At 44.0% G+C, this 24,177-nt stretch carries 20 protein-coding genes; 15 read left to right on the top strand and 5 right to left on the bottom strand.

The genetic code is table 11. The features are described from left to right. The first annotated feature begins 9 nt into the window (after nucleotides 1–9). From AC23N5_RS09705 to AC23N5_RS09690, 4 genes are all read left to right on the top strand, one after another. Complete coding sequence (locus tag AC23N5_RS09705) at nucleotides 10–1,905, top strand: CocE/NonD family hydrolase (protein ID WP_487755410.1); 1,896 nt, start codon at nucleotides 10–12, stop codon at nucleotides 1,903–1,905. Between the two features lie 115 nt (nucleotides 1,906–2,020). Continuing rightward, on the top strand, nucleotides 2,021–3,034 hold the full coding sequence (locus tag AC23N5_RS09700) for an aldo/keto reductase (protein WP_487755409.1): 1,014 nt from the start codon (nucleotides 2,021–2,023) through the stop codon (nucleotides 3,032–3,034). Nucleotides 3,035–3,067: 33 nt separating this feature from the next. Then, complete coding sequence (locus AC23N5_RS09695; protein ID WP_487755408.1) at nucleotides 3,068–3,967, top strand: helix-turn-helix domain-containing protein; 900 nt, start codon at nucleotides 3,068–3,070, stop codon at nucleotides 3,965–3,967. A 122-nt stretch (nucleotides 3,968–4,089) separates the two neighbouring features. Beyond that, complete coding sequence (locus AC23N5_RS09690) at nucleotides 4,090–4,512, top strand: secondary thiamine-phosphate synthase enzyme YjbQ (RefSeq protein ID WP_487755407.1); 423 nt, start codon at nucleotides 4,090–4,092, stop codon at nucleotides 4,510–4,512. Nucleotides 4,513–4,517: 5 nt separating this feature from the next. On the opposite strand, the gene AC23N5_RS09685 is transcribed toward AC23N5_RS09690, so the two are convergent. Next, entirely contained in the window at nucleotides 4,518–5,495 is a 978-nt protein-coding gene (locus AC23N5_RS09685; protein ID WP_487755406.1) for a DNA/RNA non-specific endonuclease, read from the bottom strand. Between the two features lie 256 nt (nucleotides 5,496–5,751). Between AC23N5_RS09685 and AC23N5_RS09680 the strand changes: the two genes are divergently transcribed. Together AC23N5_RS09680 and AC23N5_RS09675 are read left to right on the top strand one after the other, a co-directional pair. After that, nucleotides 5,752–6,744 (top strand): cyanophycinase, encoded by a 993-nt coding sequence (locus AC23N5_RS09680; RefSeq protein ID WP_487755405.1) that lies wholly within the window; start codon nucleotides 5,752–5,754, stop codon nucleotides 6,742–6,744. Between the two features lie 57 nt (nucleotides 6,745–6,801). Further along, nucleotides 6,802–7,653 (top strand): ChbG/HpnK family deacetylase, encoded by an 852-nt coding sequence (locus AC23N5_RS09675; protein WP_487755404.1) that lies wholly within the window; start codon nucleotides 6,802–6,804, stop codon nucleotides 7,651–7,653. A gap of 86 nt (nucleotides 7,654–7,739) precedes the next feature. Here AC23N5_RS09675 and AC23N5_RS09670 read toward each other — a convergent pair whose 3' ends face one another. Both AC23N5_RS09670 and AC23N5_RS09665 read right to left on the bottom strand, forming a co-directional pair. After that, a complete protein-coding gene (locus tag AC23N5_RS09670) occupies nucleotides 7,740–8,645 on the bottom strand; it encodes a Hint domain-containing protein (RefSeq protein ID WP_487755403.1) in 906 nt (301 codons plus the stop codon). 6 nt (nucleotides 8,646–8,651) lie between these two features. Further along, nucleotides 8,652–9,836 (bottom strand): pyridoxal phosphate-dependent aminotransferase, encoded by a 1,185-nt coding sequence (locus AC23N5_RS09665; RefSeq protein WP_487755402.1) that lies wholly within the window; start codon nucleotides 9,834–9,836, stop codon nucleotides 8,652–8,654. Between the two features lie 865 nt (nucleotides 9,837–10,701). On the opposite strand from AC23N5_RS09665, the gene AC23N5_RS09660 reads away from it, so the two are divergent. The 6 genes from AC23N5_RS09660 (at nucleotide 10,702) to cas6 (ending at nucleotide 19,522) form a co-directional block, all read left to right on the top strand. Continuing rightward, on the top strand, nucleotides 10,702–13,893 hold the full coding sequence (locus tag AC23N5_RS09660; protein WP_487755401.1) for a SusC/RagA family TonB-linked outer membrane protein: 3,192 nt from the start codon (nucleotides 10,702–10,704) through the stop codon (nucleotides 13,891–13,893). Between the two features lie 13 nt (nucleotides 13,894–13,906). Beyond that, nucleotides 13,907–15,367, top strand: a complete 1,461-nt coding sequence (locus AC23N5_RS09655) for a SusD/RagB family nutrient-binding outer membrane lipoprotein (protein ID WP_472493228.1) — start codon at nucleotides 13,907–13,909, stop codon at nucleotides 15,365–15,367. A gap of 148 nt (nucleotides 15,368–15,515) precedes the next feature. Next, nucleotides 15,516–16,697, top strand: coding sequence for a pyridoxal phosphate-dependent aminotransferase (locus AC23N5_RS09650; protein ID WP_487755400.1), 1,182 nt, complete (start codon nucleotides 15,516–15,518; stop codon nucleotides 16,695–16,697). A gap of 75 nt (nucleotides 16,698–16,772) precedes the next feature. Then, on the top strand, nucleotides 16,773–17,867 hold the full coding sequence (locus AC23N5_RS09645; RefSeq protein ID WP_183972699.1) for an AEC family transporter: 1,095 nt from the start codon (nucleotides 16,773–16,775) through the stop codon (nucleotides 17,865–17,867). A 51-nt stretch (nucleotides 17,868–17,918) separates the two neighbouring features. Next, entirely contained in the window at nucleotides 17,919–18,389 is a 471-nt protein-coding gene (locus AC23N5_RS09640) for a hypothetical protein (RefSeq protein WP_487755399.1), read from the top strand. Nucleotides 18,390–18,706: 317 nt separating this feature from the next. Further along, nucleotides 18,707–19,522, top strand: a complete 816-nt coding sequence (cas6, locus tag AC23N5_RS09635; protein ID WP_487755398.1) for a CRISPR-associated endoribonuclease Cas6 — start codon at nucleotides 18,707–18,709, stop codon at nucleotides 19,520–19,522. On the opposite strand, the gene AC23N5_RS09630 is transcribed toward cas6, so the two are convergent. Together AC23N5_RS09630 and AC23N5_RS09625 are read right to left on the bottom strand one after the other, a co-directional pair. Further along, a complete protein-coding gene (locus AC23N5_RS09630; RefSeq protein WP_487755397.1) occupies nucleotides 19,503–19,625 on the bottom strand; it encodes a hypothetical protein in 123 nt (40 codons plus the stop codon). The two genes, cas6 and AC23N5_RS09630, sit on opposite strands and share 20 nt — an antisense overlap. 114 nt (nucleotides 19,626–19,739) lie before the next feature. After that, entirely contained in the window at nucleotides 19,740–20,027 is a 288-nt protein-coding gene (locus AC23N5_RS09625; protein WP_487755396.1) for a hypothetical protein, read from the bottom strand. A 461-nt stretch (nucleotides 20,028–20,488) separates the two neighbouring features. On the opposite strand from AC23N5_RS09625, the gene AC23N5_RS09620 reads away from it, so the two are divergent. Genes AC23N5_RS09620 through cas5 form a run of 3 tightly spaced genes read left to right on the top strand, consistent with a single transcriptional unit; the run spans nucleotide 20,489 to nucleotide 24,176 of the window. Next, the gene (locus AC23N5_RS09620; RefSeq protein WP_487755395.1) at nucleotides 20,489–22,387 is read left to right on the top strand and encodes a hypothetical protein; all 1,899 of its coding nucleotides are present in this window, start codon (nucleotides 20,489–20,491) and stop codon (nucleotides 22,385–22,387) included. A gap of 21 nt (nucleotides 22,388–22,408) precedes the next feature. After that, on the top strand, nucleotides 22,409–23,359 hold the full coding sequence (locus AC23N5_RS09615) for a type I CRISPR-associated protein Cas7 (RefSeq protein ID WP_487755394.1): 951 nt from the start codon (nucleotides 22,409–22,411) through the stop codon (nucleotides 23,357–23,359). A gap of 7 nt (nucleotides 23,360–23,366) precedes the next feature. Further along, nucleotides 23,367–24,176, top strand: a complete 810-nt coding sequence (cas5, locus tag AC23N5_RS09610; protein WP_487755393.1) for a CRISPR-associated protein Cas5 — start codon at nucleotides 23,367–23,369, stop codon at nucleotides 24,174–24,176. Nucleotide 24,177 lies beyond the last annotated feature (1 nt).

Below are 24,177 nucleotides of genomic sequence, written 5' to 3'. Positions count from 1 at the left end.
ATGACCCAAATGAAGTTTTTGTTTACCCTCTTACTGGTTGGTTTGGTGCAGCTATCGATGGCGCAAACCCCTAAAATTAATGAAGATTCAGTCTATATACGTCAGCATTATACCAAAATGGAACGCATGGTTCCGATGCGCGACGGTGTCAAACTTTTTACGTCGATTTATGTTCCTAAAGACATAGCAAGCGGGAAAAAGTACCCGATTATGCTCAATCGGACTCCTTATAGCGTTGCTCCCTACGGAGATACACTCTACAAAACTTCCTTGGGGCCGTCGATGCTCTTTGCGCGCGATGGGTATATTTTTGTTTACCAAGATGTCCGCGGAAAATACATGTCGGAAGGCAGTTTTGAGGCGTACCGTCCGTTTATTCCAAATAAGAAAAACGCGACCGACAACGATGAAAGCTCCGATGCCTACGATGCGATTGAATGGTTGGTGAAAAATATCGAAGGCAACAACGGAAAAGTGGGTACGTGGGGAATCTCGTCGCCTGGTTATTATTCTACCATGACGACCATTGAGTCCCATCCTGCCCTCAAAGCGGCCTCGCCTCAAGCCCCTGTGACCGACTGGTTTATGGGGGATGACCGCCACCACAACGGCGCTTTCTTTTTGATGGGAACGTTTGCCTTTATCTCAGGTTTTGGCGCGCCGCGTCCCGTACCTGCGGCCAAAGCACGTCCAGGGTTTTCGGCCTATGGTACGCCCGATGGCTATGAGTTTTACATGAAATTGGGTCCTCTCAAAAACGTCAATGAGCGGATTTTTAAAGGCGAAAACCGCATTTGGAATCAGTTGATGGAAAACGAAACCTACAACGAGTTTTGGCAGTCACGTACGCCTGTTCCGCATTTCAAAAATGTAAAACCTGCCGTGATGGTTGTTGGGGGCTGGTTTGACCAAGAGGATTTGTACGGGCCATTGAAAGCCTACGAAGGTATCGAAAAAAATAGCCCCTCGTCGTCGAATCGTTTGGTGATGGGGCCGTGGATTCACGGAGGCTGGGCGCGTGGAAAAGGCGAGTCGTTAGGACACATTCGCTTCGGCTCGGCGACGAGTGAGTTTTACCAAAAAAACATTGAATTGCCTTTCTTCAATCACCATCTGAAAGACGCGCCTGATCCTAAATTGCCCGAGGCGTACATCTTTGAAACGGGTGCTAACCAATGGCGTACCTACGACCAGTGGCCGCCCAAAAATTCGGTAGAAAAGAAATTGTATTTCCACCCCGACGGTAAACTTTCGTTTAACCCAACCCCAGAAAGTGTCCAAAAGGGAAAAGAACCTGCGTTTAACGAATACACCAGCGACCCAGCGCGGCCTGTGCCTTATACATTGGAGATTCGGGTGATTAGAGGTAGTGATTTTATGTACGAAGACCAGCGTTTTGCCTCACAACGCCCCGATGTATTGGTGTATGAGTCAGACGTGTTAACCGATGATGTGACCATTTCGGGCAATGTTTTTGCTGACCTTTTTGTGTCAACGACGGGAACGGATGCCGATTTTATTGTAAAATTAATCGACGTCTATCCTGGCGACGCACCCAACGACAGCCCCGAGAATCCCCGAAAAGCGATGGGCGGTTTTCAATTGTTAGTGCGTGGTGAAGTAATGCGAGCTAAGTTTAGAAATAGCTTTACCACTCCAGAACCGATGAAGCCTGGCAAAATTGAACACGTAAAGTTCGATATGCAAGATGCGGCGCACCGTTTCAAAAAAGGCCATAAAATCATGGTTCAGGTTCAAAGTAGCTGGTTTCCGTTGGTTGACCGCAATCCGCAGAAGTTTTTGAATATATATAAAGCCGACGCGAGCGATTTTCAAAAGGCAACTCACAAAATATTTTGTTCGGGAAATGCCTCCTCGTATGTCGGTGTTCGGGTAATAGAATAAAAGCTAATTGTTTGAATTTTACAAGCATCCGTTTGATTCAAACAACCCTTGGTTTGGCTCCAACTTTTACTTTTGCATTGTTAACGATCAATCAAAAGTTAAAAACAAACGAGCTATGAAGTACAACTTGTTAGGAAACACAGGACTGAAAGTATCGGCATTGTGTTTAGGTACCATGACCTTTGGAGGCAAAGGAATGTGGACTGCTATTGGCACGTTGCCACAAGACGAAGTAAATGCCTTGGTGAAAGCCTCGGTAGAGGCGGGGATTAATTTTATTGACACGGCTAACGTTTACAGCGAGGGTCTTAGTGAAGAAATGACGGGAAAGGCTATTCGTGAATTGGGCTTGAATCGCGATGAATTGGTAATTGCGACCAAAGTACGAGGGCGCATGGGCGCGGGGCCAAACCAAACGGGTTTGACCCGCAAACACATTTTGCAACAAGCCGACGAAAGCCTCAAACGCCTCCAAATAGACTACATCGACTTGTACCAAATCCATGGGTTTGACCCCGTTACACCTTTGGAAGAAACCTTGTCGGCGCTGGATTCGTTGGTTCAAAGTGGCAAAGTTCGCTACATTGGTTGCAGCAACTTGGCGGCTTGGCACATCATGAAAGCTTTGGGAATTTCGGAGCGTAACCACTGGTCGAAATTCATTTCGTTACAAGCTTATTATACGATTGCAGGCCGTGATTTGGAACGCGAAATTGTTCCGATGCTCCAAGACCAAAAAGTGGGCTTGATGGTTTGGAGTCCGTTGGCGGGTGGTTTATTAAGCGGGAAATACGGTCGCCACGAAACACCCGAAGATGCTCGACGCGCTAATTTCGACTTCCCACCTATCAACAAAGACAAAGCCTATGACATCATTGAAGTGATGCGCGAACTAGCTACCGAAAAAGGAGTAACTGTAGCTCAAATTGCGCTTGCTTGGTTGCTGCATCAGCCTGCGGTTTCGACGGTAATCATTGGCGCAAAAAAAACAGAACAGTTGGCCGACAACATCAAATCGACCGAGGTGAGTCTAACCGCCGAAGAATTGGCGCGTTTGGATTTAATCAGCAAATTGCCCGCTGAATACCCCGCGTGGATGATTGAACGCCAAGGCGCTGACCGCCGATAAGTCATTGTATTTGAGTAATTAAAGAAAACAGCAATGTCAACCGTCGAAACCTTAGAAGAATTTTATCGGCAAAAATATGCGACGTTTCCTGAAATAGACCCCAACGACCCTGGGCATTTTAACGTATTTCGGGTAGAAGACCACGCGCCAACTAAAAAAGCGCCGCTAAAGTATGCGCGTCGGGAGTTTTACAAAATTTCGCTGATAAAAGGGCATTTTGTCTATCACTATGCCGATAAAAGCTTGGAGGTGAACGGAGCGACATTGTTGTTTTTTAACCCCGAAGTTCCCTACACCATGGAGCACTTGGGGGAGGAGCGTACGGGTTTTTTCTGCATTTTTAGAGGAGAATATTTTAGCGACCACCTCCGAAATAGTTTGCGAGAATTGCCCATGTATGCCCCTGGAGGAAAGCCTGCTTATAGGCTAGATGAGGCTCAATTTCGCAGTTTTGGGGTGATTTATGAAAAAATGTTGGAAGAAATTCAGTCCGATTATCGTTTCAAAAACGACCTCATTCGGAACTACATTATGGAAATCATTCATAATGCGCTTAAAATCCAACCCTCCGAAAAACTGTATCGGAACATTGATGCCAATGCGCGCATTACTACCGTTTTTATGGAATTGCTCGAACGGCAGTTTCCCGTTGAACCTACTACCCAAAAATTTCAATTGCGCTCTGCCAAAGACTTCGCCGAAAAGTTGAATGTCCACGTCAACCACCTCAATCGGGCGATTAAACTAAGTACGGGAAAAACAACCACCGAGCACATCGCCGAACGACTGATGGGAGAGGCCAAAGCGATGTTGCGCCACACGCATCGGAATGTGTCAGAAATCAGTTACTCATTGGGGTTTGAAGAACCCGCCCACTTTAACCATTTCTTCAAAAAACACGCAGGAATGACGCCTACCGCGTTTCGGGCGTAGAGGGAAGGACGCATAAGGCGTGACTCTTCTAACCCCATGCCTTTAGGCTGGGGAATGCAAGCAGGAACAATAATACGTAGGCTTTAGCCATGAATTTTCGATATTAAGATGCTAAAAATCAAGTGAAACTCTTTCAACAACAACTCCAATTAAAACCTCGCAAACGAGGCTTTCACCTCGTAACTTCCGAAGTCTTGCAGGCTTTTCCCCAACTGCGCGAAATTTCCGTTGGCATGTGCCAAGTATTTATCCAACACACGTCAGCATCGTTGACCATCAATGAAAACGCAGACCCTACGGTTCGTCAAGATTTTGAAATGTTTTTTAACAAGGCCGTCCCAGAAAACGACCCCGATTATCGCCACGATTACGAAGGTTCTGACGACATGCCTGCGCATTTAAAAGCCTCAATGTTAGGCGCTTCGGTGCTCATGCCCGTAAGAAATGGGCGTTTAGCGTTAGGAACTTGGCAGGGAATTTATTTGTGCGAACACCGCAACGATGGAGGTGCTCGCACAGTTATGATAACAGCGTGGGGAGAGTAAATTGCTTACTTACAGTCGCATAAGTCGCGGTCAACGTACGTTTTTTTGCCGCTGGCCGTGAGGTAATAACAGCCCCCACTTTTGCCAATATACAGGGCATTCCCGTTATAAACGCTGCATTTGGTGTCAACATTAATGGACGTGCTGCGGTAGTCAAATCGTGCGTTTTGGAGTGCCGATTGGGTAGAAGAGGGGAGACTGCTGAAAAAATCCATGCCTGTTTTTCTCTCCAATTCGCTCACGGTTGTGATATAGCGAATCCAACTTGTGTTCTTGACCGTACTGTTTTTGTTCGGGAAATCGACGGCAATCACGGGCGTAGTGCTGTTGATTTCATTCACCGAGGCATTCCCAGGCAATACCACAATGATTTTATACACCCGCGCAGGGACATTGACCACGTCGTCGAGTTTGGTAGCGGTGCCTTTGCTTCCTTCGCCACCTGTGCCATAGGCACCTGCCGTTATGTACAGTTTGTAGCCTTTCTCGACCAATTCCCGACTAAATTGTTCCAAGTGCTCCCACGCTTCTCGGTTGAGGTCGGGCGCTTGAGGAATCATGTTGGTCATCAAAAAAGTGCTCGAATTGCTAGGTATTGAATTGGTTCGGTCGGCCGACGGGCACAAATGCCCACGGTCAAATCCTGAACTTGAATAGTCGCTGGGTTTTATTTTAGGCCAATCTTGTGGCAAAGCTTCGTCGGGACGGAAATCGTTTTGGCGGTCAATCGTTCCCAACCATTTTGGCGACAACTCCCACGCTACCCAGTTGGCATGGCCTTTGGAACGGTTGTACGAAAGCGCAAATTGGGGTTTGTTCAATAAATAATTGTCGTACGACGAAGGATTGGTTTGAGCATTACTTGGATTTCCAAGGGCTAAATGTGGGCTTTGATTAGTAGTTGCAGGCGTGTAACCTGGCGCACAACTTGAGACGACAACAGCTACCAGCGCTAGGACAGCCAACGAACGGAAAAGATTCATACAAATAAATTTTACAATAAGTACAGAGGCAAAGTTAATAGTTATCTGTTAATCGTTAACTGAGTGTCTTGTCCTAGCATATTCTAAAAAATACTTAGTGGGTTGATAATCTGTGTTTTACAATTGACGAGTAACGGTTGACGATTAACAGGCTGTTTCTCACATTTGGCTCCAAAGGTGTTATTTTTTTCACGGCACACAAAAAACGAATGAATAACTCTTTTATTTGTACACTTCATCTAAACTTACTATCCCAATGCGCTTGATTTGTTTACTTCTGTTTTTAAAAATTACCCCCCTATTTGCCCAAACGAAGGGAATGACGCCCGCTTCTATTGGGATAGTGGGCTACACCGCCGATGTAACCGTTCCGACCCAAACGGGCTTTGTGTTAGGCGGCGGAAGTACCGACGTCAAAGAAGCCTTGCAGTGGATGATTGACCGTGCCAAAGGCGGTGATGTGGTCATTATTCGGGCCAGTGGTGCTACGGGCTACAATGATTTTATCTATGGTTTAGGAGGGGTTAATTCGGTAGAAACCTTGCTTATTAATAATCGAGAATTGGCCATGAATCCTGCTGTTGGACAGCGAATTAGGCAAGCCGAACTTCTTTTTATTGCGGGTGGTGACCAAGGGAATTATGTGAAGTTTTGGCAAGATACCCCCGTTGAAGAAGCCATCAACTATTTGATTCACGTCAAAAAAGCCCCTATCGGAGGAACGAGTGCGGGTTGTGCTATTTTGGGGGAAGTAGGTTTTGCCGCGCTCAACGACGGTATCAACTCGGAAGAAGCCCTATCGAATCCTTTTCATCCCAAAATGACACTTTTAAACGGCGGTTTTATTGATATACCAATCCTAAAAAACACCATTACCGATACTCATTACAGCAACCGCAGTCGGCACGGGCGGCACTTGGCTTTTTTGGCTAGAATGAAACAAGATTGGGATATGAATGCCAAAGGAATTGGGGTCGATGAAAAAACTTCGGTGTGCATTGATGAAAAAGGCATCGCTCGTGTCTTTGGGAGTCAAGCAGCTTATTTTATTATGGCCAACAAAAAGAAACCAGAGCGCTGCGAATCAGGACAAAAACTGACGTGGAACCGTGGTGGAAAAGCCGTAAAAGTGTATAAAATCCCCGCGACCCTCAACGGAGACGGGCGCTTTGACCTAAACACTTGGAAACTCCCCAAAGGCCAAACGTGGACCTACTGGTTTGCCAATGATGGCGTCATTACCGAATAATCAGCGTGCATCTGCGTGGATTTAATCTGCGCCCATCTGCGAGAAAAAAATAAACCCATGAAAAAGATACTCCTAGCATTATTATGCCTGACTCAGGGCTTATTCGCCCAAACCTCTAACGAAATCCGTCTGATTATTCGCTCGGACGATATTGGTTTTTGTCACACGGCCAACGCCGCCTGCATGAAAGTCTATACCGATGGAATCAGCCGTTCGGTAGAAATCCTCGCCACCGCACCGTGGTTTATGGAAGCCGTGAAAATGCTTAAAACCCAGCCCAATTACGACGTCGGCGTGCATTTATGCCTCACGAGCGAGTGGGAAAACCTAAAATGGCGTCCCTTGACGTCTGCACCATCTTTGACGGATGCCAACGGGTATTTTCCCCAGTTTATTTGGGAAAACAAAAAATTAAAAGACAGCCCGTATCTGCTTCAAAAAACCATCAACGTCGCCGAAGTAGAGCGCGAGTTTCGGGCACAAATCGAACTCGTCAAAAAGCACTTGCCGTGGGCAAGTCACTTATCGGCGCACATGGGTTGCACCAACGCTACCCCCGAGGTAAAAACGATGGTAGAGCGTTTGTCGAAAGAATATAATTTGCCGATTCAAATGCCCAAAGACGTTCAGTACGTTCGTGGGTTTGGTGGAGCCGATAAATCGCCCGAACAAAAGGAAAAAGATTTGGTCGAAATCCTCAAAAACCTCCCCGCAGGAACGCACTTTTTGGTCGAACACCCAGGTTACGATTCGGGAGATATGAAAGGTGTAGGACACGTGGGCTACGAAAATGTAGCTTATGACCGCGAAGGGGTGACGCGCGCTTTTACGAGTGCCGAAGTAAAAAAAATCATTGCGGAGCGCGGTATCAAGCTCGTCAGCATCAAAGAAGCTATGCAGGGGAGGTAATAAAAAAAGAAACTGTCTAAAAAGGGGGCGCTGGAGAGCGCCCTTTCTTTTTAAGACAGTTCTTGTATATAGAAGGGTTCGGAATGCTAGTGCTTATTCAATACGACAATGTTTTCGGCTTCATACGTGCCGCCTTCAGTTTGTAAATGATAGACCTTGTCAACGGTTCGGAAAGCTGAGGCAATGTTGGTCAATTCGGCAGTAAGGTACCTGCCCGTAACGGCGTCCCGCACAAAAAGCCAATCACCTGCGCGGAGGTCCTCCACGCGTTTTTTACCCAAAAGTGTCAAAACAGGATGGTTGGGCGTCACCTCCAACGAAAGTAAACCACTTTCGTTGCGCGTACTTACCCACGCTTGCCCATTGGGGCGAACAAGCAGGCGCGTAAGCGAAAAAACGCCTTCATTGACAACCACTCTTTCAACCCGATTGGCACGTATGCCCGTAATTTCATCACCAGCTTTGATGCCCGAAATTTTCTTTTCGGTACCATCCACGAGGTTGACAAAGGTTTCGGCAGGAAAGCAAAATTCCTGAGGATGTGCTAAAACAGTCCTTGAGTGCGGTTGAGCTTGGCTTAATGCAAACGCGACGCAAATGCCCAGTCCGTCGTTGGTAAGGCTTTTGGCTTTTAAGTCAGCTACGAAATTATCCTTGACAGCTTTGGGCGAAGTTTCGTTGGGTAAAACGAGCGTTACGAGGCGGTTTTGCGACGAATACACGACCAGTTGTCCAAGTGGGCTTTGGCCAGAACGTTCCGAAATGTCATAAAACGACACCTTGTGTTTTACACCATCGTTAAACTGAAACGACAGCGGGGTTTCGTGCTGACGATAGGAGAGGCCGTGGCTCCGAAAATGTTGTTTTGGGGAGCCACTACGAATCTCTACGGCTTTTGCTTTGTCAAATTCGGCCAACGTCATTCCTGGCTGCCTTTCCTGAGCAAACGTTGCCCAACTGACAGCGACTAAAACAAAGGGAATAAATCTCATGACTTTTTAGCTGACCGATTTTGCAAAAGCATCTTTAAAGGCTTTCATTTCGTCCATGGTTCCGATGCTTACGCGGCACCAGTGTTGTTGGTCAAAAAACCAACTTTTAACACTGACGCCCTCAGCCATCATTTTTTGAAGGAGCATCGGCCCTTTCATTTTGATGGGAAATAAAACGAAGTTTGCTGATGAAGGTAAATAACTGTATCCCATTGAAGTAAGACTGTCGCAGAGGAATTTCTTAGATTCGATGGTGTTTTTTAAAACCATGTCCTGAAATGCTTTGTCTTTGAAAGACGCAACTGCCGCCGCTGCCGAAGTGGTAGAAACGGTAAAGCCGCCCGAGCAGAATTTGCGTAAATCTTTCAACAAAGCTGGTTGCCCCAAGGCGTAGCCAATTCGCAAGCCTGCAAAACCGTGGAGCTTAGAAAGCGTACGCAAAATGAGCACGTTTTGTCCTTTACGAATACATTCTACCATGCTATCCGTGGCGGGATTGGGAGCGTAGTCGATGTAGGCTTCGTCCACCAAAACCGTTGCTTTGGGAGAAACCGAATCACAAAACGACTTTAATTTGGCCGAAGGCAACATCACACCCGTTGGGTTGTTGGGGTTGCACACGTAAATCATGCTAGTTTCGCTATTTACGCGCGTTGCCATCGCTTCCAAATCGTATTGATAGTCTTTGGTCAAAGGCACTTTTTCCGTTTTCATTGTTGCGCCGTCTTCGCGGGCATCGCGTCCAGAGATGTAGCAAGTTTCGGCCATCATCACTTTTCCTTTGGTGGCGGCCAATAGAAGGCTTGCCATCAACAATTCCGAAGAACCTGCCCCCAGCATCACTTGGTCGGGTGTGACGCCGTGCATGTCTGCAATCGTCTTTTTGAGTTCGGCCGTTACAGGACCAGCGTACAAAAAGGCTTTTGGTGCGTTGTCGGCAATGGCCTTAATCGCCGTTGGCGCAGGGCCCCAAGGGTTTTCATTGGACGACAAACGTGCCCGTACTTGGGGTGCTGCTGCCAACAGAGCCTCTTGAACAATTTCTCGTTCGCGTTCGGCATATACATCAAAAATTCCTAGTGATGAATAAGCCGTTGACGCTTGAGCTGTAGTTGCTGAACCCAAAGCAAGTCCTGATGAGGCCAGTAGCCCAGACTTTAACCAATCCCGACGATTTACAATAAAAGACATAGTGATAGCGGTAAAAAGGTTTTCGTTTTGTTTCCCAAAAGAAAAACTGGACTCTCGCTTGGCGGCGATAAAACGGAAGTACTTATTCTTACTATATATACTAATGGTGTGAATAAGTGACTGCGTCTTTGATGATGCAAAATTAGAAAAATATAATTTAATGTCAATACATATTTCAAAAATATGCAATCAAAAATTTGATAAAAATCAAAATTTTGGCGTATATACATCAAAAATTAAACTAAAAAATGGTAAAAAATCAAAAATGTAACCAAAATGACGTATTTGATAAACAAGCTATTTTTGTGATTTTGTTGTTAATAATTGTTTGGTAATGATTGAAAATATAGAATAAAATAATGAAAAAACAACAAATAATTGCATTAAAACGGTAAAATGTAAATATTTTGCAAAATTTATTAAAATATATTTGGCAATTTGGAGATGATGCTATACTTTCGATTCAACAAACTAAGGAATAGTACAATTTTCTTCTAGTTGAATAGCTCCAGAGCCGCACTTGTAGGGGGTGTTTCAACGCTAAAAATTGAAAGGTCTCTGTGCAGACCACCATATTTCTTGCAAGGAAGCAAACGAGGTTATGAACGTTTGCTCGCTGAGTATCGCAGTTACTTGAAATTCCAAAATGGCATCAGATTGAAATCCGAACGGGAAGTTTAGCTTCTTTCCATTCGCTGTTTTCAATCGAAAGATAAAGGAGGAAAAATCCTCTTGCTTGGCCACGCTTGCCCGACTGTTCGGATGGTTAGTTTATGCTAATGCGGCCAGTATAGATTAACAACTGTTCAGTCGGTGCAATGCGTGAAAGGAGTCACACGAATACCTAAAACTAAACTGTTACCAGATGAAAAAATATCTACTTTTATCAGCATTAATGACAATCGCGTGGGTTGGATATGCCCAAAGGTTTGTCAAGGGTACGGTTACTTCAAAAGACGAAGGCGCTTTGCCTGGCGTGAACGTAATCGTAAAAAGTACGAGAGCTGGAGTTGTGACGGATGCAGAAGGAAATTACAAAATTAGCGTTCCTGACGATAACGCGGTTTTGGTCTATAGTTTTATTGGTTATTCAATTCAGGAAATTCCCGTAGGCGGGCGTTCAAGCATTAACATTGAGCTTCAACCCGATATTAAAGCGCTTCAGGAGGTAGTAGTAACGGCGTTTGGTATTGAGAAAGAGAAAAAGGCCCTTGGTTACACCGTTCAAGAAATCAAAGGAAATCAAATTTCTGAATCTCGCTCCAACAACGTTGTCAATAGTCTCTCGGGGCGCGTGGCAGGGGTGCGCGTGGCGAGCAACGGAGGGCCTGGAAGTGGCTCTACGGTGCAGATTCGCGGAAGCTCGTCGGTTTCGGGGAACAACCAACCGCTCGTTGTTATCGACGGTGTCCCCATCGACCAATCAACCTCTAGTCGTATGACCAGCGGTGAAAAGCAATTCGGCGGTGGTTTGTCGGAAATTAGTCCCGACAACATCAAAGATATTAGTATCCTAAAAGGCCCTAACGCGGCAGCATTGTATGGTTCGCGCGCGGCCAACGGGGTTATTTTGATTACCACCAAAAATGGCGCGGGTACCAAAGGAATTGGTATTGAGTTTAACCACAATACAACTTTTGAGCGCCCATTGGTCAAACCAAAGTTTCAAAACATGTACGGTGGAGGAAACGGATACCGTACTTGGTATAATGACGGTTGGTCGGGTACAATTACTGATCCTACCGAAATCCAACAATACCGCGCTGCCTATGGCCCTAACGCACCTTTGACTGGAACAGAAGGGACGGACGAAAGCTGGGGTGCTCCTTTGGATGGCCGTCTGGTACGTCATTGGTACACGGGAGCTGATGTAGCGCCGCTTACTCCTCAACCCAACAACTGGGAAGGATACTGGGAAACGGGTGCTACTACAACCAACAACGTAGCCCTTTCGGCAGGAAACGACAAAGGAAGCTTCCGCTTGTCGATGGGTCGGATGGACCAAAAAGGGATTATGTACAACAATGACTTTTGGCGGAATAACTTTAAATTGAATACTAATTACAACTTCACTTCAAAGTTAAGCGCAACAGTATCAGCTGAATACGTAAAAAGTGGCTCAGATAACCGTTCTTTCCAAGAAGGTCAGCAGTTTATTTGGGCACACCGCCACACCGATTGGTCGATGTTGAAAAAATATGCCGATTACACAGCGGTGCATATTCAACGTAAAGTGGCTGGTCGCCTTCCAGACAATGACCCGCCTAACTGGCAACATACGTTTTTTACCAACCCATTCTACACGCAAGACTACCTGCCATCATCCAATGAAAAAGACCGTTTGGTAGGAAACATTGCCTTGAACTACAAAATTTCGCCTTCGTTTAGTGTGTTAGCCCGTTCGGGAACGGACTATTGGTCAGATACGCGCATCAACGTCATCAACTTCGACCGTGTTCGTAACGGAAACCGTACACCTGGACAATATTCGGAAGATGTACAACGCGCCCAAGAAACCAACAGCGACATCATTTTATCTTTCAACAGAAACGTAACCAACAACATTTCGGTAAGTGCTCAAGCGGGAGCTATCAAACGTACCAATTATTTCAAACGTAACTTCACGCAAGTTGGGGAGTTGGTGGTAGATGGCCTTTATAACTTATCAAACTCCGTAACCAGTTTGAACACCGTGTCGAGCCGCATCGAAAAAACAGAAATGCAAAGTGTGTTTGGAACGGCACAGGTAGGTTGGAAAAATGCCTTGTTCTTGGATTTTACAGCGCGTAACGACTGGTCTAGCACGTTGCCTTCCAATGCTCGCTCGTACTTCTATCCATCGGTTTCGGCAAGTGCAGTAGTGACAGATTTGTTGGATCTTCAAAGCTCTATTTTGACTTTCGGTAAAGTGCGCGCTAGCTGGGCACAAGTAGGAAACGATGCTTCACCGTATCAATTGGCTCAAACCTTCCGCTCGGCCAGTGCTTGGAATGGTAGCACGCCCGAGTATTATGAAAATACTACCATCTCTAATTCTAGCCTTAAACCCGAAATCACAACAGGAATTGAGTTAGGTTTAGACTTGCGTTTCCTTCGTGGTAAGTTAGGATTGGACGTAACGTATTATAATCAATCGTCTAAAAACCAGATTCTTGGCGTAGAAATCTCAAAAGCATCTGGTTACAATAGTCGCATCTTAAACGCGGGAGAAATTGTCAACAAAGGACTTGAAGTGGTATTGTCAGGGACACCTTTGAAAACCGTAAACGGATTTACGTGGGATGTGAGCTTTAACTTTGCCCGCAACCGCAACAAAGTAATCGCACTTGCGGAAGGGTTAACTACTTATACGTTACACACTCAGCGTGGATTGACTTCGGAAGCTCGCGTTGGCCAACCTTATGGTGCTTTGTACGGCATTGGTTTTGAAAAAGCTCCTGACGGTCAAATTATCTACAAAGACGGTTTGCCAGTGGTTTCAACCACACCACGTTTGCTCGGAAATATCCAGCCTGACTGGACGGGTGGTTTCTCTAACACCTTCACGTACAAGAGCTTCTCTTTGGCTGCTTTGATTGATGTACGCGTAGGAGGCGATTTCTTCGATGAAGGTACGGGAACGGCGCGTTGGACAGGTCAGTACGAAGAAACGGCGATTGGACGTGAAGAAGGTATCATCGGTAAAGGGGTAAAAGTGGTAAGCACCAATGCAGATGGCTCGTCGGTATATGCGCCAAACGACATCATTGTGGCAGCCAATCAATTATACGGGTACAACAATCCACGTCGTTATCATGAAGCCGTTATTTATGACGGAAGTTACGTCAAACTTCGCGAGATGTCTTTCGGTTATTCAGTTCCTGAGGCCATCTTGAAACGCTCTTTTATTCGCTCGGCCAAAGTGTCAATCGTTGGACGTAACCTTGCGATTTTGTTCAAGAATACACCACACATCGACCCAGAAGTGGACCGCTTCGGTGGAAACCGTCAAGGGTTTGCGTACGGCGAGTTGCCTAACTCTCGTAGTGTTGGTTTTAACGTATCTCTCGGATTCTAAACGACTTATCTCTATGAAAAAATACACATTACTTTCGCTGACGTTGGCGGCTCTTTTGGGTTCTTCTTGTACCAAAGAGTTTGACAAAATGAACATCGACCCCAACAACCCAACGGCCATTGGTCCGCAGTATTTGCTGCCCTACGCCATGGAAAAATCGGTGGATAGATTCTGGGGAGGAAGCACGCGTTTTGAGCGTTTGAACATCGACGGGATGATGCTTTGGATGCAGTATTTTACCCGAAATATTTACTCAAACGAAGGAGATAACTACGGACTTTCACCCGCATTTTACAACAATAACTGGGCGTCTTTCTTTAACGATGGCTTGTTGAACTTCCAACGAATCATTGTTGATAGTTCGCCAACGGGCAAAGCGCCAAACACCAACTACGAAGGTGTGGCTTTGGTAATGCGTTCGTGGTTGTTTTCGGTGACGACGGATCTTTGGGGTGCCATTCCGTATTCGGAAGCCTTAAAAGGGACAGCCGAGTCGCCTAGCTATACCCCTGCGTATGATTCACAAGATAAAATCTATGAAGGATTGCTGAACGACCTTAAAATTGCCAACGAAAAACTCGTGGTCGGTGGGCCAGGCGTTCAAGGGGATATTATTTACGGAGGTAACATCCTGAAATGGAAGAAGTTCGCTAATTCATTGCGTTTGCGTTTGGCCAATCGCCAGGCTGCGAAGAAGTCGGCTGAGTCGCGGGCGATTATGAGAGAAATTTTGGGCGATGCCACAAAATACCCCATTTTTACGAGCAACGATGACAATGCCTTGATTAAAAATACGGCAACGCTCCCAAGCAACAACGAATGGCACGAAGTGATGGTACGCGGTAGCCGTACTGACTGGAACATCAGTAGCACTTTGGCCGATAAGCTCAACGCTTTGGGCGATACCCGCATCACGATTTATGCGAATCCAGTAGCTGGAAAATACGTAGGACACCCCAACGGTTTGCCCGATGCCATTGCCACGACTTACTTGTCGTCGAGCTCAACGATTGGAAACTACTTCACCCGCCCCGAAACACCAAGTGTGATTATGACCCTTTCGGAATTGAACCTGATTTTGGCCGAAGCTGCCATTGATGGAGACATTACAGGCGATGCCAAAACGTACTTTGAAAACGGGATTACGGCTTCTTTTGAACAATACGGGTTGAAAGTGCCTGCCGATTATTTTACCAAAGTAGGTGCCGTAACGCGCGAAAAAGTACTTGATCAAAAATGGATAGCACTCTACGGAGTAGGGGTAGAGGCTTGGACCGAATACCGCAGAACAGGTTTCCCCGTATTGCCTGCCAAAGATCCACGCGCCGTTTTTGAAAATGATGGTGTGTTGCCAACGCGTTTGCCGTATCCAAGTACCGAATATTCACTCAACAAAGCTAGTTTGGAAAAAGGTATTGCCCTCAATGGCGGTGCCGATAACATGAAAACCAAGCTTTGGTGGGTTGAAAAATAACCCATTTGTTAAATTTTTATTCACAGAAATACATAATTTCAATTTTGCTATGTAGTTGTGAATAAAATAGTTAACTTAGAGTCACCATAACAAAATACCAACAAAAGCCACAAGCTAAACCGCCAATTCAAAAAAAACTCACAAACACATGACACAGATTATCAACCGCCGCAGTTTACTTAAATCAGGTTTGATGACCTTAGGAGGAATGGCCGCTGCGCCTGCAGTAGGTGCCTTCGCAAATGTACCTTCACGTATAGACACCAACGGTAACTTATTTCATAGCCCTTTACTCAGAGAAACGGTGTTGGAAAACCCGCCAAAAACGCCCCCAACCATCGTGCGTATCAATGCCAACGAAAACCCTTATGGCCCTCCAATGAGCGCTCGGAAGGCAGTGGCTGATGCCGTTGCGGGCGGTAGCCGTTATTCGTGGAAAGAGTTAGAAAACCTTGTTGGAAAAATCGCTAAAAAAGAAGGCGTTACTCCTGACCACATCATGATGGGGCCTGGTTCGTCGGATTTGTTGGAAAAAGTGGCCATCGTACTTTTCCAAAAAGGTGGAAATGTAGTTTCGGCTGACCCAACTTATATGTCATTGGTAAAAGTAGCCGAAGCGACGGGAGCTACTTGGAAGGCGGTGCCGTGTAAAGGTGACTGGTCGCACGACTTGAAAGCAATGGAAGCGGCCATCGACAAGGACACAAAACTTGTTTATATCTGTAACCCTAACAACCCAATGGGTAGCATCACGTCGGGCAAAGAGTTGATGGATTTCTGTTCGCGTGTTTCGGAAAAAGTACCCATTTTTGTGGACGAAGCCTACCTCGAATTGGCCGTAGGTGCTGATACTCAGAGTATGGTGTCGTTGTTGGCACAAAAGAAAAACGTTATCATCGCCCGTACTTTCTCTAAAATTATGGGTATGGCAGGTTTGCGCGTAGGATACGTAGCGGCCCTCCCTGCAACGTTGGATAAAATTCAGAAAATCACCCGTGGTGGAATGGGAATCACCCAAACGTCGATTGCCGCAGCGGTGGCAAGTATGGACGATGCAGAGTTCCAAGACACAACGCGTAAACTGAACCACGAAGTGAAGATGTACCTTTGCAAAAACTTGGATCGTTTGGGTTACAAATACGTGCCTTCATACACCAACTTCGTGATTTTCCCCATCAACATTCCGACCAAAGAATTGCTCCAAAAAATGATGGCGAAAGGTATCATGGTACGCGGATACGAAATTCAGGGCAAGCCTTGGTGCCGCGTAAGTATGGGTACGATGGACGAAATCAAGCAGTTTGTAAGTACGCTTGAGGCGATAAGCTAATTTTGAAATAAGGACAGCGGCGTAGGTAGCAAACCTACCTACGCCCAACGAATTGTTACTTTTCCACATTTACTTATGAGTGAAGCTTTACAAAAAGCCATAACCCTTCTGGCGTTGATTGGGTTAGGTCTTATATTACGTTCTAAGTTTAAGAACAAAGAACAAACCAACGGAATCAAGGAAATGGTGCTTTCGGTGGCACTTCCTGCTACGATTTTTATTGCCTTGATGAAAATCGACGTGGACGCCAAGCTGATTGTAGTTCCTGCGTTAACATTGTTGTTTAACTTTTTTATGTATTTCACAGCACCGTTGGCCTTTCCTTTTTTTGGTATCGAAAAAGACAGTTCGATGGGACGTACGTTGGTGATGTTATTGCCATCGTTGGCACCAGGCTTATCGTGTTTCCCGTTTATTGCCGAATTTTTGGGTGAAAAAAGTGTGGCCATGGCTGCGCTTGGCGACGTAGGTAACAAGTTTTTTGTATTGATTTTCTTGTACGTTATCGCCATGAACATGTTCCTCAAAAATACCAAATCGGAGGAAACCAAAATGGGCGAAAAAATCAAAAGTCTTTTGATGAACCTCGTTCAAGAACCCATTAACATCATCATTATTTCAGCGGCGGTTTTGTTGAGCCTAGGCTTAAATTTTAAAGCGCTTCCGATGATTGTTCAGGAAGTATTTGACAAAACAAGCGCGATGATGACGCCGTTGGTGTTGATTTTTATTGGGGTAGCTGTTCAACTAAAACAACGTAAAAAAAGACTTATTGCTTCGTTGTTGGTATTTCGTGCAGGACTAACGATGCTTTTTAGCGCCGCTGTTATTACGCTGCTAGGCATTCATGACCCAACCATGATTTTGTTGGCCACCGTCATTCCGTTGAGTTCGGCGAGTTTTTGGCCATTTGCGCACATTTCAGCTTTTAACTCACGCGAAGAAGCCCTGGAGATTCCAAAAGAACGCCGTACGTTTAACGCCGAGTTAGCGGTGTTGGTCATGGCCTTTTCGTTGCCTTTTTCTACGTTACTTATTTTAGGGATTTTGTCAACGGGAACGTTTTTTGCCCATACCAGTACCATTGCCATCTCGGGGATTGTTTTGATGCTAGTGGGTTTTGTTCCAACTTTTTTGGGACGTAAAACCGTTCGTTTGTCGAAAGCATAAAAAACGACGAACACTTGTTACAATGAATGTTTCAACAAAACTGATGAACCAATGAAAACTTTGAAAATATTCTTATTTGTGGCTACGGCCTTGGCAGCAGCATCTTGCAAAGTAGAAGACCCCTTTGTGGACAGAGTTGTTTCGCCCGTATTGCTAGTGTTTGACAATGCCGTGGGCGATGGCGGAGGTTTTACAACTGAGCCTACCGTCACGTCAAAAGCGACAAGTACGCAAGCGACGGTCAGCGTTCGAATTTTTGAATTGGACAAAACCAATATTTTGGATTACAAAAAAGGCATTGACTCTATTCCTCTTACGGGGTTGAGTTTGGCCTTGACGACGCGCACGGGAACAAAAATTGCCGACGTGACAACCGACGCCAAAGGCCGCGCAACGATTACAAAAACGTGGGCTGAATTTGGACTAGCAGCCCCTAAATCTGGAAATACTGTATCACTAACACTGACTGGAAAATACAAGGAGCAAGCGTTCACAAAACTAGCGCGTCTCCAAGCAAATTAGTGGAGGATAGTTGACAGTCCACAGTCCATAGTTGTCAGTCGATAGTTGACAGTCCATAGACAATGGTCTAATCAAAGCAGATACTATCGACGGTGGACTATGGATGACTCAACTACCATGGACTATTGACCATCGACCGTGGACTATTGACTACACTCTACTTAAAGATTATTGGTGGGTTTGAATAATCAATGATTGAACTGACAACGTCGAGGCAATCGTCTCGGCGTTGTTTTTTTATTTTTTTAGTAAAACATAAGTAAAGTTCTCGTTAAACTAACTTATGGCATAAATTAGCGTTCTAAATGACATAATTCATGCGATTCAAACTCACGTTAACCCCCGTTCGAGACCGTCAGCGTTTATTGTTCAACTACCAATATCCCCTGCAAGCGTGGATTTATGGTCGCTTGGCCAATGCCGACGCTGAGTATGCGGGTTTTCTGCACGAACTTGGCTACCAAGTGCCCGAGAGTCGCAAGGCGTTTAAGCACTTTACTTTTTCAGCTTTGCAAATACCGATCATCGAACCCATCAAGAAAGGAGATACGTATATGGTGCTGCGTTCGGGTGTTTTGACGCTGTATATTTCATTTTATGTGGACAAAGCGGCTGAAAATTTTATCGTTGGGCTGTTTCAACAGCAGCAACTGAGCATTTATAATCGAGAATGTAGGGCCGATTTTGTGGTAGAACGCGTGGAGACAGCCCCCTTGCCTGCGATGCAAAGTTCGATGACGTTTCGTACGCTGTCACCGATGGTTGTGGCTCAAAAAGTGGATGATTTGGACCAATATTTAACCCCAACGGACGCTGATTTTGGGCGATTTTTTGCGGTGAATTTGGTCGATAAACTGCGTTCGGTGAAACCTTCCATGGAAATGGATGCGGCGATTGCCGAGCAACTGGTCAAGTTTGAGTTGTTAAGCGACCCCGAACGGATAAAAAAGCGAGGATTTCTGGCCAAAGAAGGCAAAGAGAAAAAGCAAACAAAAGTGATTGGTTATCACAATTTTACGTTTGCCCTAACCGCCCCGCCCGAACTCATCGAGGTAGGCTATTTGGGAGGATTTGGGAAGTATTGTTCGATGGGATGTGGGTGTGTAGAGGTGGTTAGCGCTTCACCACCTTAATGTTCAAGCGCTGGAGGGTTTTAAGTAAATCCGCGTTTTTGGCCTGTGATGCTTCCTCAATGGTTGCAAATTGACCAAGTTGTTTGGGTAAAGATATATTCATTTAACTTATTTGATACTTTTTATTTTGGCTATGAACTCGTCTTTTTTTATCGATTTTCCTTTTAAGGCACGAATTTCTTCCCAAGACATTTCTTGGATGGTTTTTCCTGTGATGCTATTGACCGCAGTACTCTTGTCTGATTTCTTGTTCATTGGCTACTTTGACTTGAAGAAAGATAATTTTATGGTCTTCGACATTCAAAGCTAAACACAAGAAGCGAGATTTACTACTAAAACCAATCATAAAATAATAGTAATCATGCAATTCAAACCCACTAATAGGAGATGTACAGGAATAATGATTTTCAAAAACGCTGATGATTTCTGCATGGCTGATTTTGTCTTTTTGCAGCTCCAGCATCTTCAACTGGTTAAAATCGTACTCAAAATCAAATTGTTCCATAAGAATATTTTATTGGTTAATAAAAAGCTTGTTGAGAAGTGGTACGATTGTATGACGCAGTCCGTCACAGGTAATTTAATAATTTCAAATCCTATTTCTAACAAGTTCAATCACAAACAGGTTAAACGTATTAACAAAATAGCCTCAGCGAGGCTAAATCTTAGTAGAAAAAGGCAAACAAACCCATCTCTAAGCCCTCCTCAGGGCGACCGATGCTCGCTGAAAGAGGTCACCCCGATGGGGCTTGATTGCAAACCTGATTCATTTTTGCTACTAAGATGTAGCTCCTCTGGAGCAATAAGTACTAGCTTTTTGTTTTAATGCGTTCAACCTTAATCACAAAGATATGTTGTTAACTCTGACAAAACCAAGTAATTGTAAATAAAAAGGCTAATATTAATGTTCAGTACTTCACAATTAATATAATATGATTATTTTTGTTGTATTAAAATTAAAAACACATGATTAAAGAACTATCGACATTTGTACAAGCCCTTGATTCTGAGTTTAAGGGGCTAGGAGTGAAGCCTAAAGAAGGGCTGCATGTTCTGCTGAAAGTTCGGCAAGAAGAGGATAGTGTATTTATGGATGAATCATCTTTGGTGGGGTGGGTATATACTAAGAGCAAAAACCTAAAACAAGAAGAAGAGGTACTGCTTGGACGTTGTGCCTCTTTGGCTCAATTGTCTTGGTGTGTGAATACAAATAAATGTTTTGACTTACCGACGAAAGCAATACACTCATGTTCCCCTTATTGTTTAGCTATTAAGAAGGAAAACTTAGTAAACGGAGAAAAGTACGTAAAAAACCACAGAGAGAAAAAATCTCAGGTGTATGAGCGTATAAGTGCATATTTTGGTAAAGCGTTGGACTTGCTCCAAAATGAAACAGATAAACAGCGGGTAGAATTATTTAAGTACGCATTGAATTCAGAGCAATCGTTCCACTCGTGGTTAGCCCATATTCCAGTTTATTCTGAGATGAAAGATGCTGAATATGTTATTTTTTATTTAGATGAACCTGTTGACAAATACCAAAAGGCGAACGATGTTTATTTGGCAGATAAGTTGTTCAATACCAATGAATATAATCGTATAGTAGAAGAGACAACTTTTGGTACCAGCGATTTTTTTAATGGGTATCCCACTAAGAAGCCATTTTTAACGCATCAATCGGCTGTATTTGATATTGCGGGTAGAATCTCAGCTCAGGAAGCGAAGCATTTGTATGAGTTTCAGGACTTAATTGGACGTAATATTCTGCCGCGTCCGCTTCCTATCTTTATCTATCAAGATGAACTCAAAACGGAAGGCAAGAAAAATATACGAGATGCCTCTATTTCATTGTTCAAGCAAGATGCAGCGTTAGGAAAACGGCGAGGTTATAAAGAGATTATTGAAGACCTCTACAAAGATTACAAAGACCAACTCGGTAATTATTATCTGCTTTTCTATCAAGCGGGAGAAATTAAAGATTTTGACTTTGTCCCTAAGTTTGAGTATGAACTGAAGGACGAAAAAGGGGCTGCTTGGGAAATAAGAGACCTATTTAAGATAAATTATCGGAGACACATTGAAAATGTATTTGATTTTCAATACGCCGTCCTGCTACCTGTATTTAACAATGCACTGATTGTTAAAACCAAGACAGGAGACTTTCAACACCGTTATTTTGATGATATAGATGCAAAATACTGTAAGTCGGATGCTACGTTTCTTATGGTAATGACTTATCGGAAAGCGTTCTACGATTTTATCTATAAATCGAAACGAGAAGCGATCAACCAACATACATTTGATAAAATTATGTTGAGTAGCATTCTTGATGATATTCGTTTGGATGAATTTAAAAATAACCTTAATAGCCAGAATATTAGCATTCGTCAGAAGCTAAATATCTGGTTCAGTCTTTCAGAAAACTTTAACCAACTTACTTTAACTACCGAAACTATGGCAAGCAAATTACAGGCTCATCGGGCTTACATGAAGCAATTGGCCAAGGGAGAAGCCTCTATTGAAAACGACGAACAATACGCCTTTGCCGTCGGGCAAGTGATTTATTACTTGCTACGAAAAAGCAAGACGGCTGACCGCAGCTACAAACGTTTAGAGCCTTTTATGCAGCAAGTTCAGTCCAAAGAATTGAATAAAGCAATTGCGCGATTATTTGATACGTACAAACACGAAAACTTTTCGACGAAATTTCGTACACCCTTTGCCGAAGTGCTCGACTATGAAACTAGAACCAATGTCCGTGACTTGATACCGTCTATTTTGGCAGGGGTGTTCTCAGAAAATGAGCTTTTTAGCGATAAAGAGAACAATGAAATTAAAGAAACTCAAAGCGAAACAGAAGAATAAACCACATAATCATATATCAAAATGAGTACAGCATTCAACAACCGAGTATTTGGCTGTGTTATTGTAAAAGCCATTAATGCAAATTACAACGCGGATTTTACCCACCAACCGCGTACCCTTCCCGACGGGACTGTTTATGCCACAGATAAAGCCTTGAAATACACAGTGCGTAATTATCTTAGCAAGCATTTTGCTAATGAAAAAGTATTTTATTTTAAAAGCCTCAATGACGAGATGCAACCCCGTGACCTTGATCAAAATTATGTCAATCATTTTGGGGCTTTTCCTGTAGCTGAAAAAGGGAAAGATGGAGCGGTAAAAGTGCGCAAACAAATTTTAGGAAATCTTTTAAATTGTATTGATATACGTTTGTTTGGGGGAACTTTTGCCAGTAAAGATGCTAATCTTTCATTACACGGGCCAGTTCAGTTTACGCACGGAGTTAATAAGTTTGTAGAAGGGATTATTTATTCTGAACAGATTTCATCGCCTTTTCGGAACTCAAACGAAAAAAGTACTGATTCCATGCAAACAACCCTCGGTACGCAATTCAAACTTAAAGAAGGTCATTACGTACATCATCTGTCAGTGAATCCGCGTAATCTGGAAGATTTTAATAAAGCCGCAGGGAGTGAAGGGCTCACCACCGATGACGTTGCCAAATTGAAAGAAGCACTTCGTTGCGGAGCTACCTTTTATGATTCGGCTTCTAAAGCAGGGGTAGAAAATGAGTTGTTGCTTTGGGTAAAGTTGAAAGAAGGCTCTAAACTTGTGTTGCCATCTTTTGTGGAATTGGTAAATGTATTGGTGAGTGACAATCAAAATAGAGAAGTAGATTTAGCCAAAGTGGCTTCATTACTGTCAAAACCGCACATCGCTGCTGAAATAGAAACCATTGAGTTGTATTTCAACAAAGAAGTGACAACGGTTATCAATGCACCCCAGAATGCGAAGCAACTCGAACTGAACTAATAAAGGTATGGGTACTGAAAGATTAGTGTCGTTTGACCTGCGTGCCGATTTTGGATTTTTCAAAAAACCTGATTATAACGATGGTTTGTTGTTATCGTACAACATGATTCATAAACCAGCTTTATTGGGGATTTTGGGGGCTATTATAGGGTTAGCAGGTTATCAGAAGAAAGGAGAATTTCCAGAATATTATCAAAAGTTAAAAGGTATTCCTGTGGGCATCGAACCATTAGAAGGGTACCATGAACGCGGTAATTTTCAAAAAACCTCTGTAAAATACACCAACACCGTAGGTTATGCCAACCTCGACGGGAATCTGTTGGTGGAGGAGTCGATGCTTATTCGACCTGCATACCGATGCTATGTGTTATTAAATTTAGAACAGAGCGAGCAAGAACATCTTTATCGAAACCTCAAAGAAGGGAAGGCGGAATATATCCCTTATTTGGGTAAGAATGAGTTTCAAGCTTCTTGGCTCAATGAGGAAGGAGAAAATACGTTTCGGGAGTATGAGTTTCAAGCCTTTGATTACTCTGTCGATTTTGAAGTGAGTTCTGTTTTTGTCAGAGAAGACCCTCTTAAAAATCAAAGAGTCGTATTGAAACCCTCATTTAGAACTCGAAATGAAATTCAGCGAAAAGGAAGTTTTACTTACTTTGAACGTTTGCCTCAAAAATTTAATGAGCAACTGTTTCAATATGTGCTTTTTGATTTTGCTTACTCCGATTGGCTATTTTCAAAGGAATCGACGATTTACGATTTATACGTAATAAGTAACCAAGAACTGAAAGAAAAACTAATTCAACTGTTTGTGTAAA

This window comes from Runella sp. R5_40 (genome assembly GCF_057652295.1).
The sequence above is the reverse complement of the archived record's forward strand: the minus strand, read 5'-3'. Positions and strand labels throughout refer to the sequence as shown.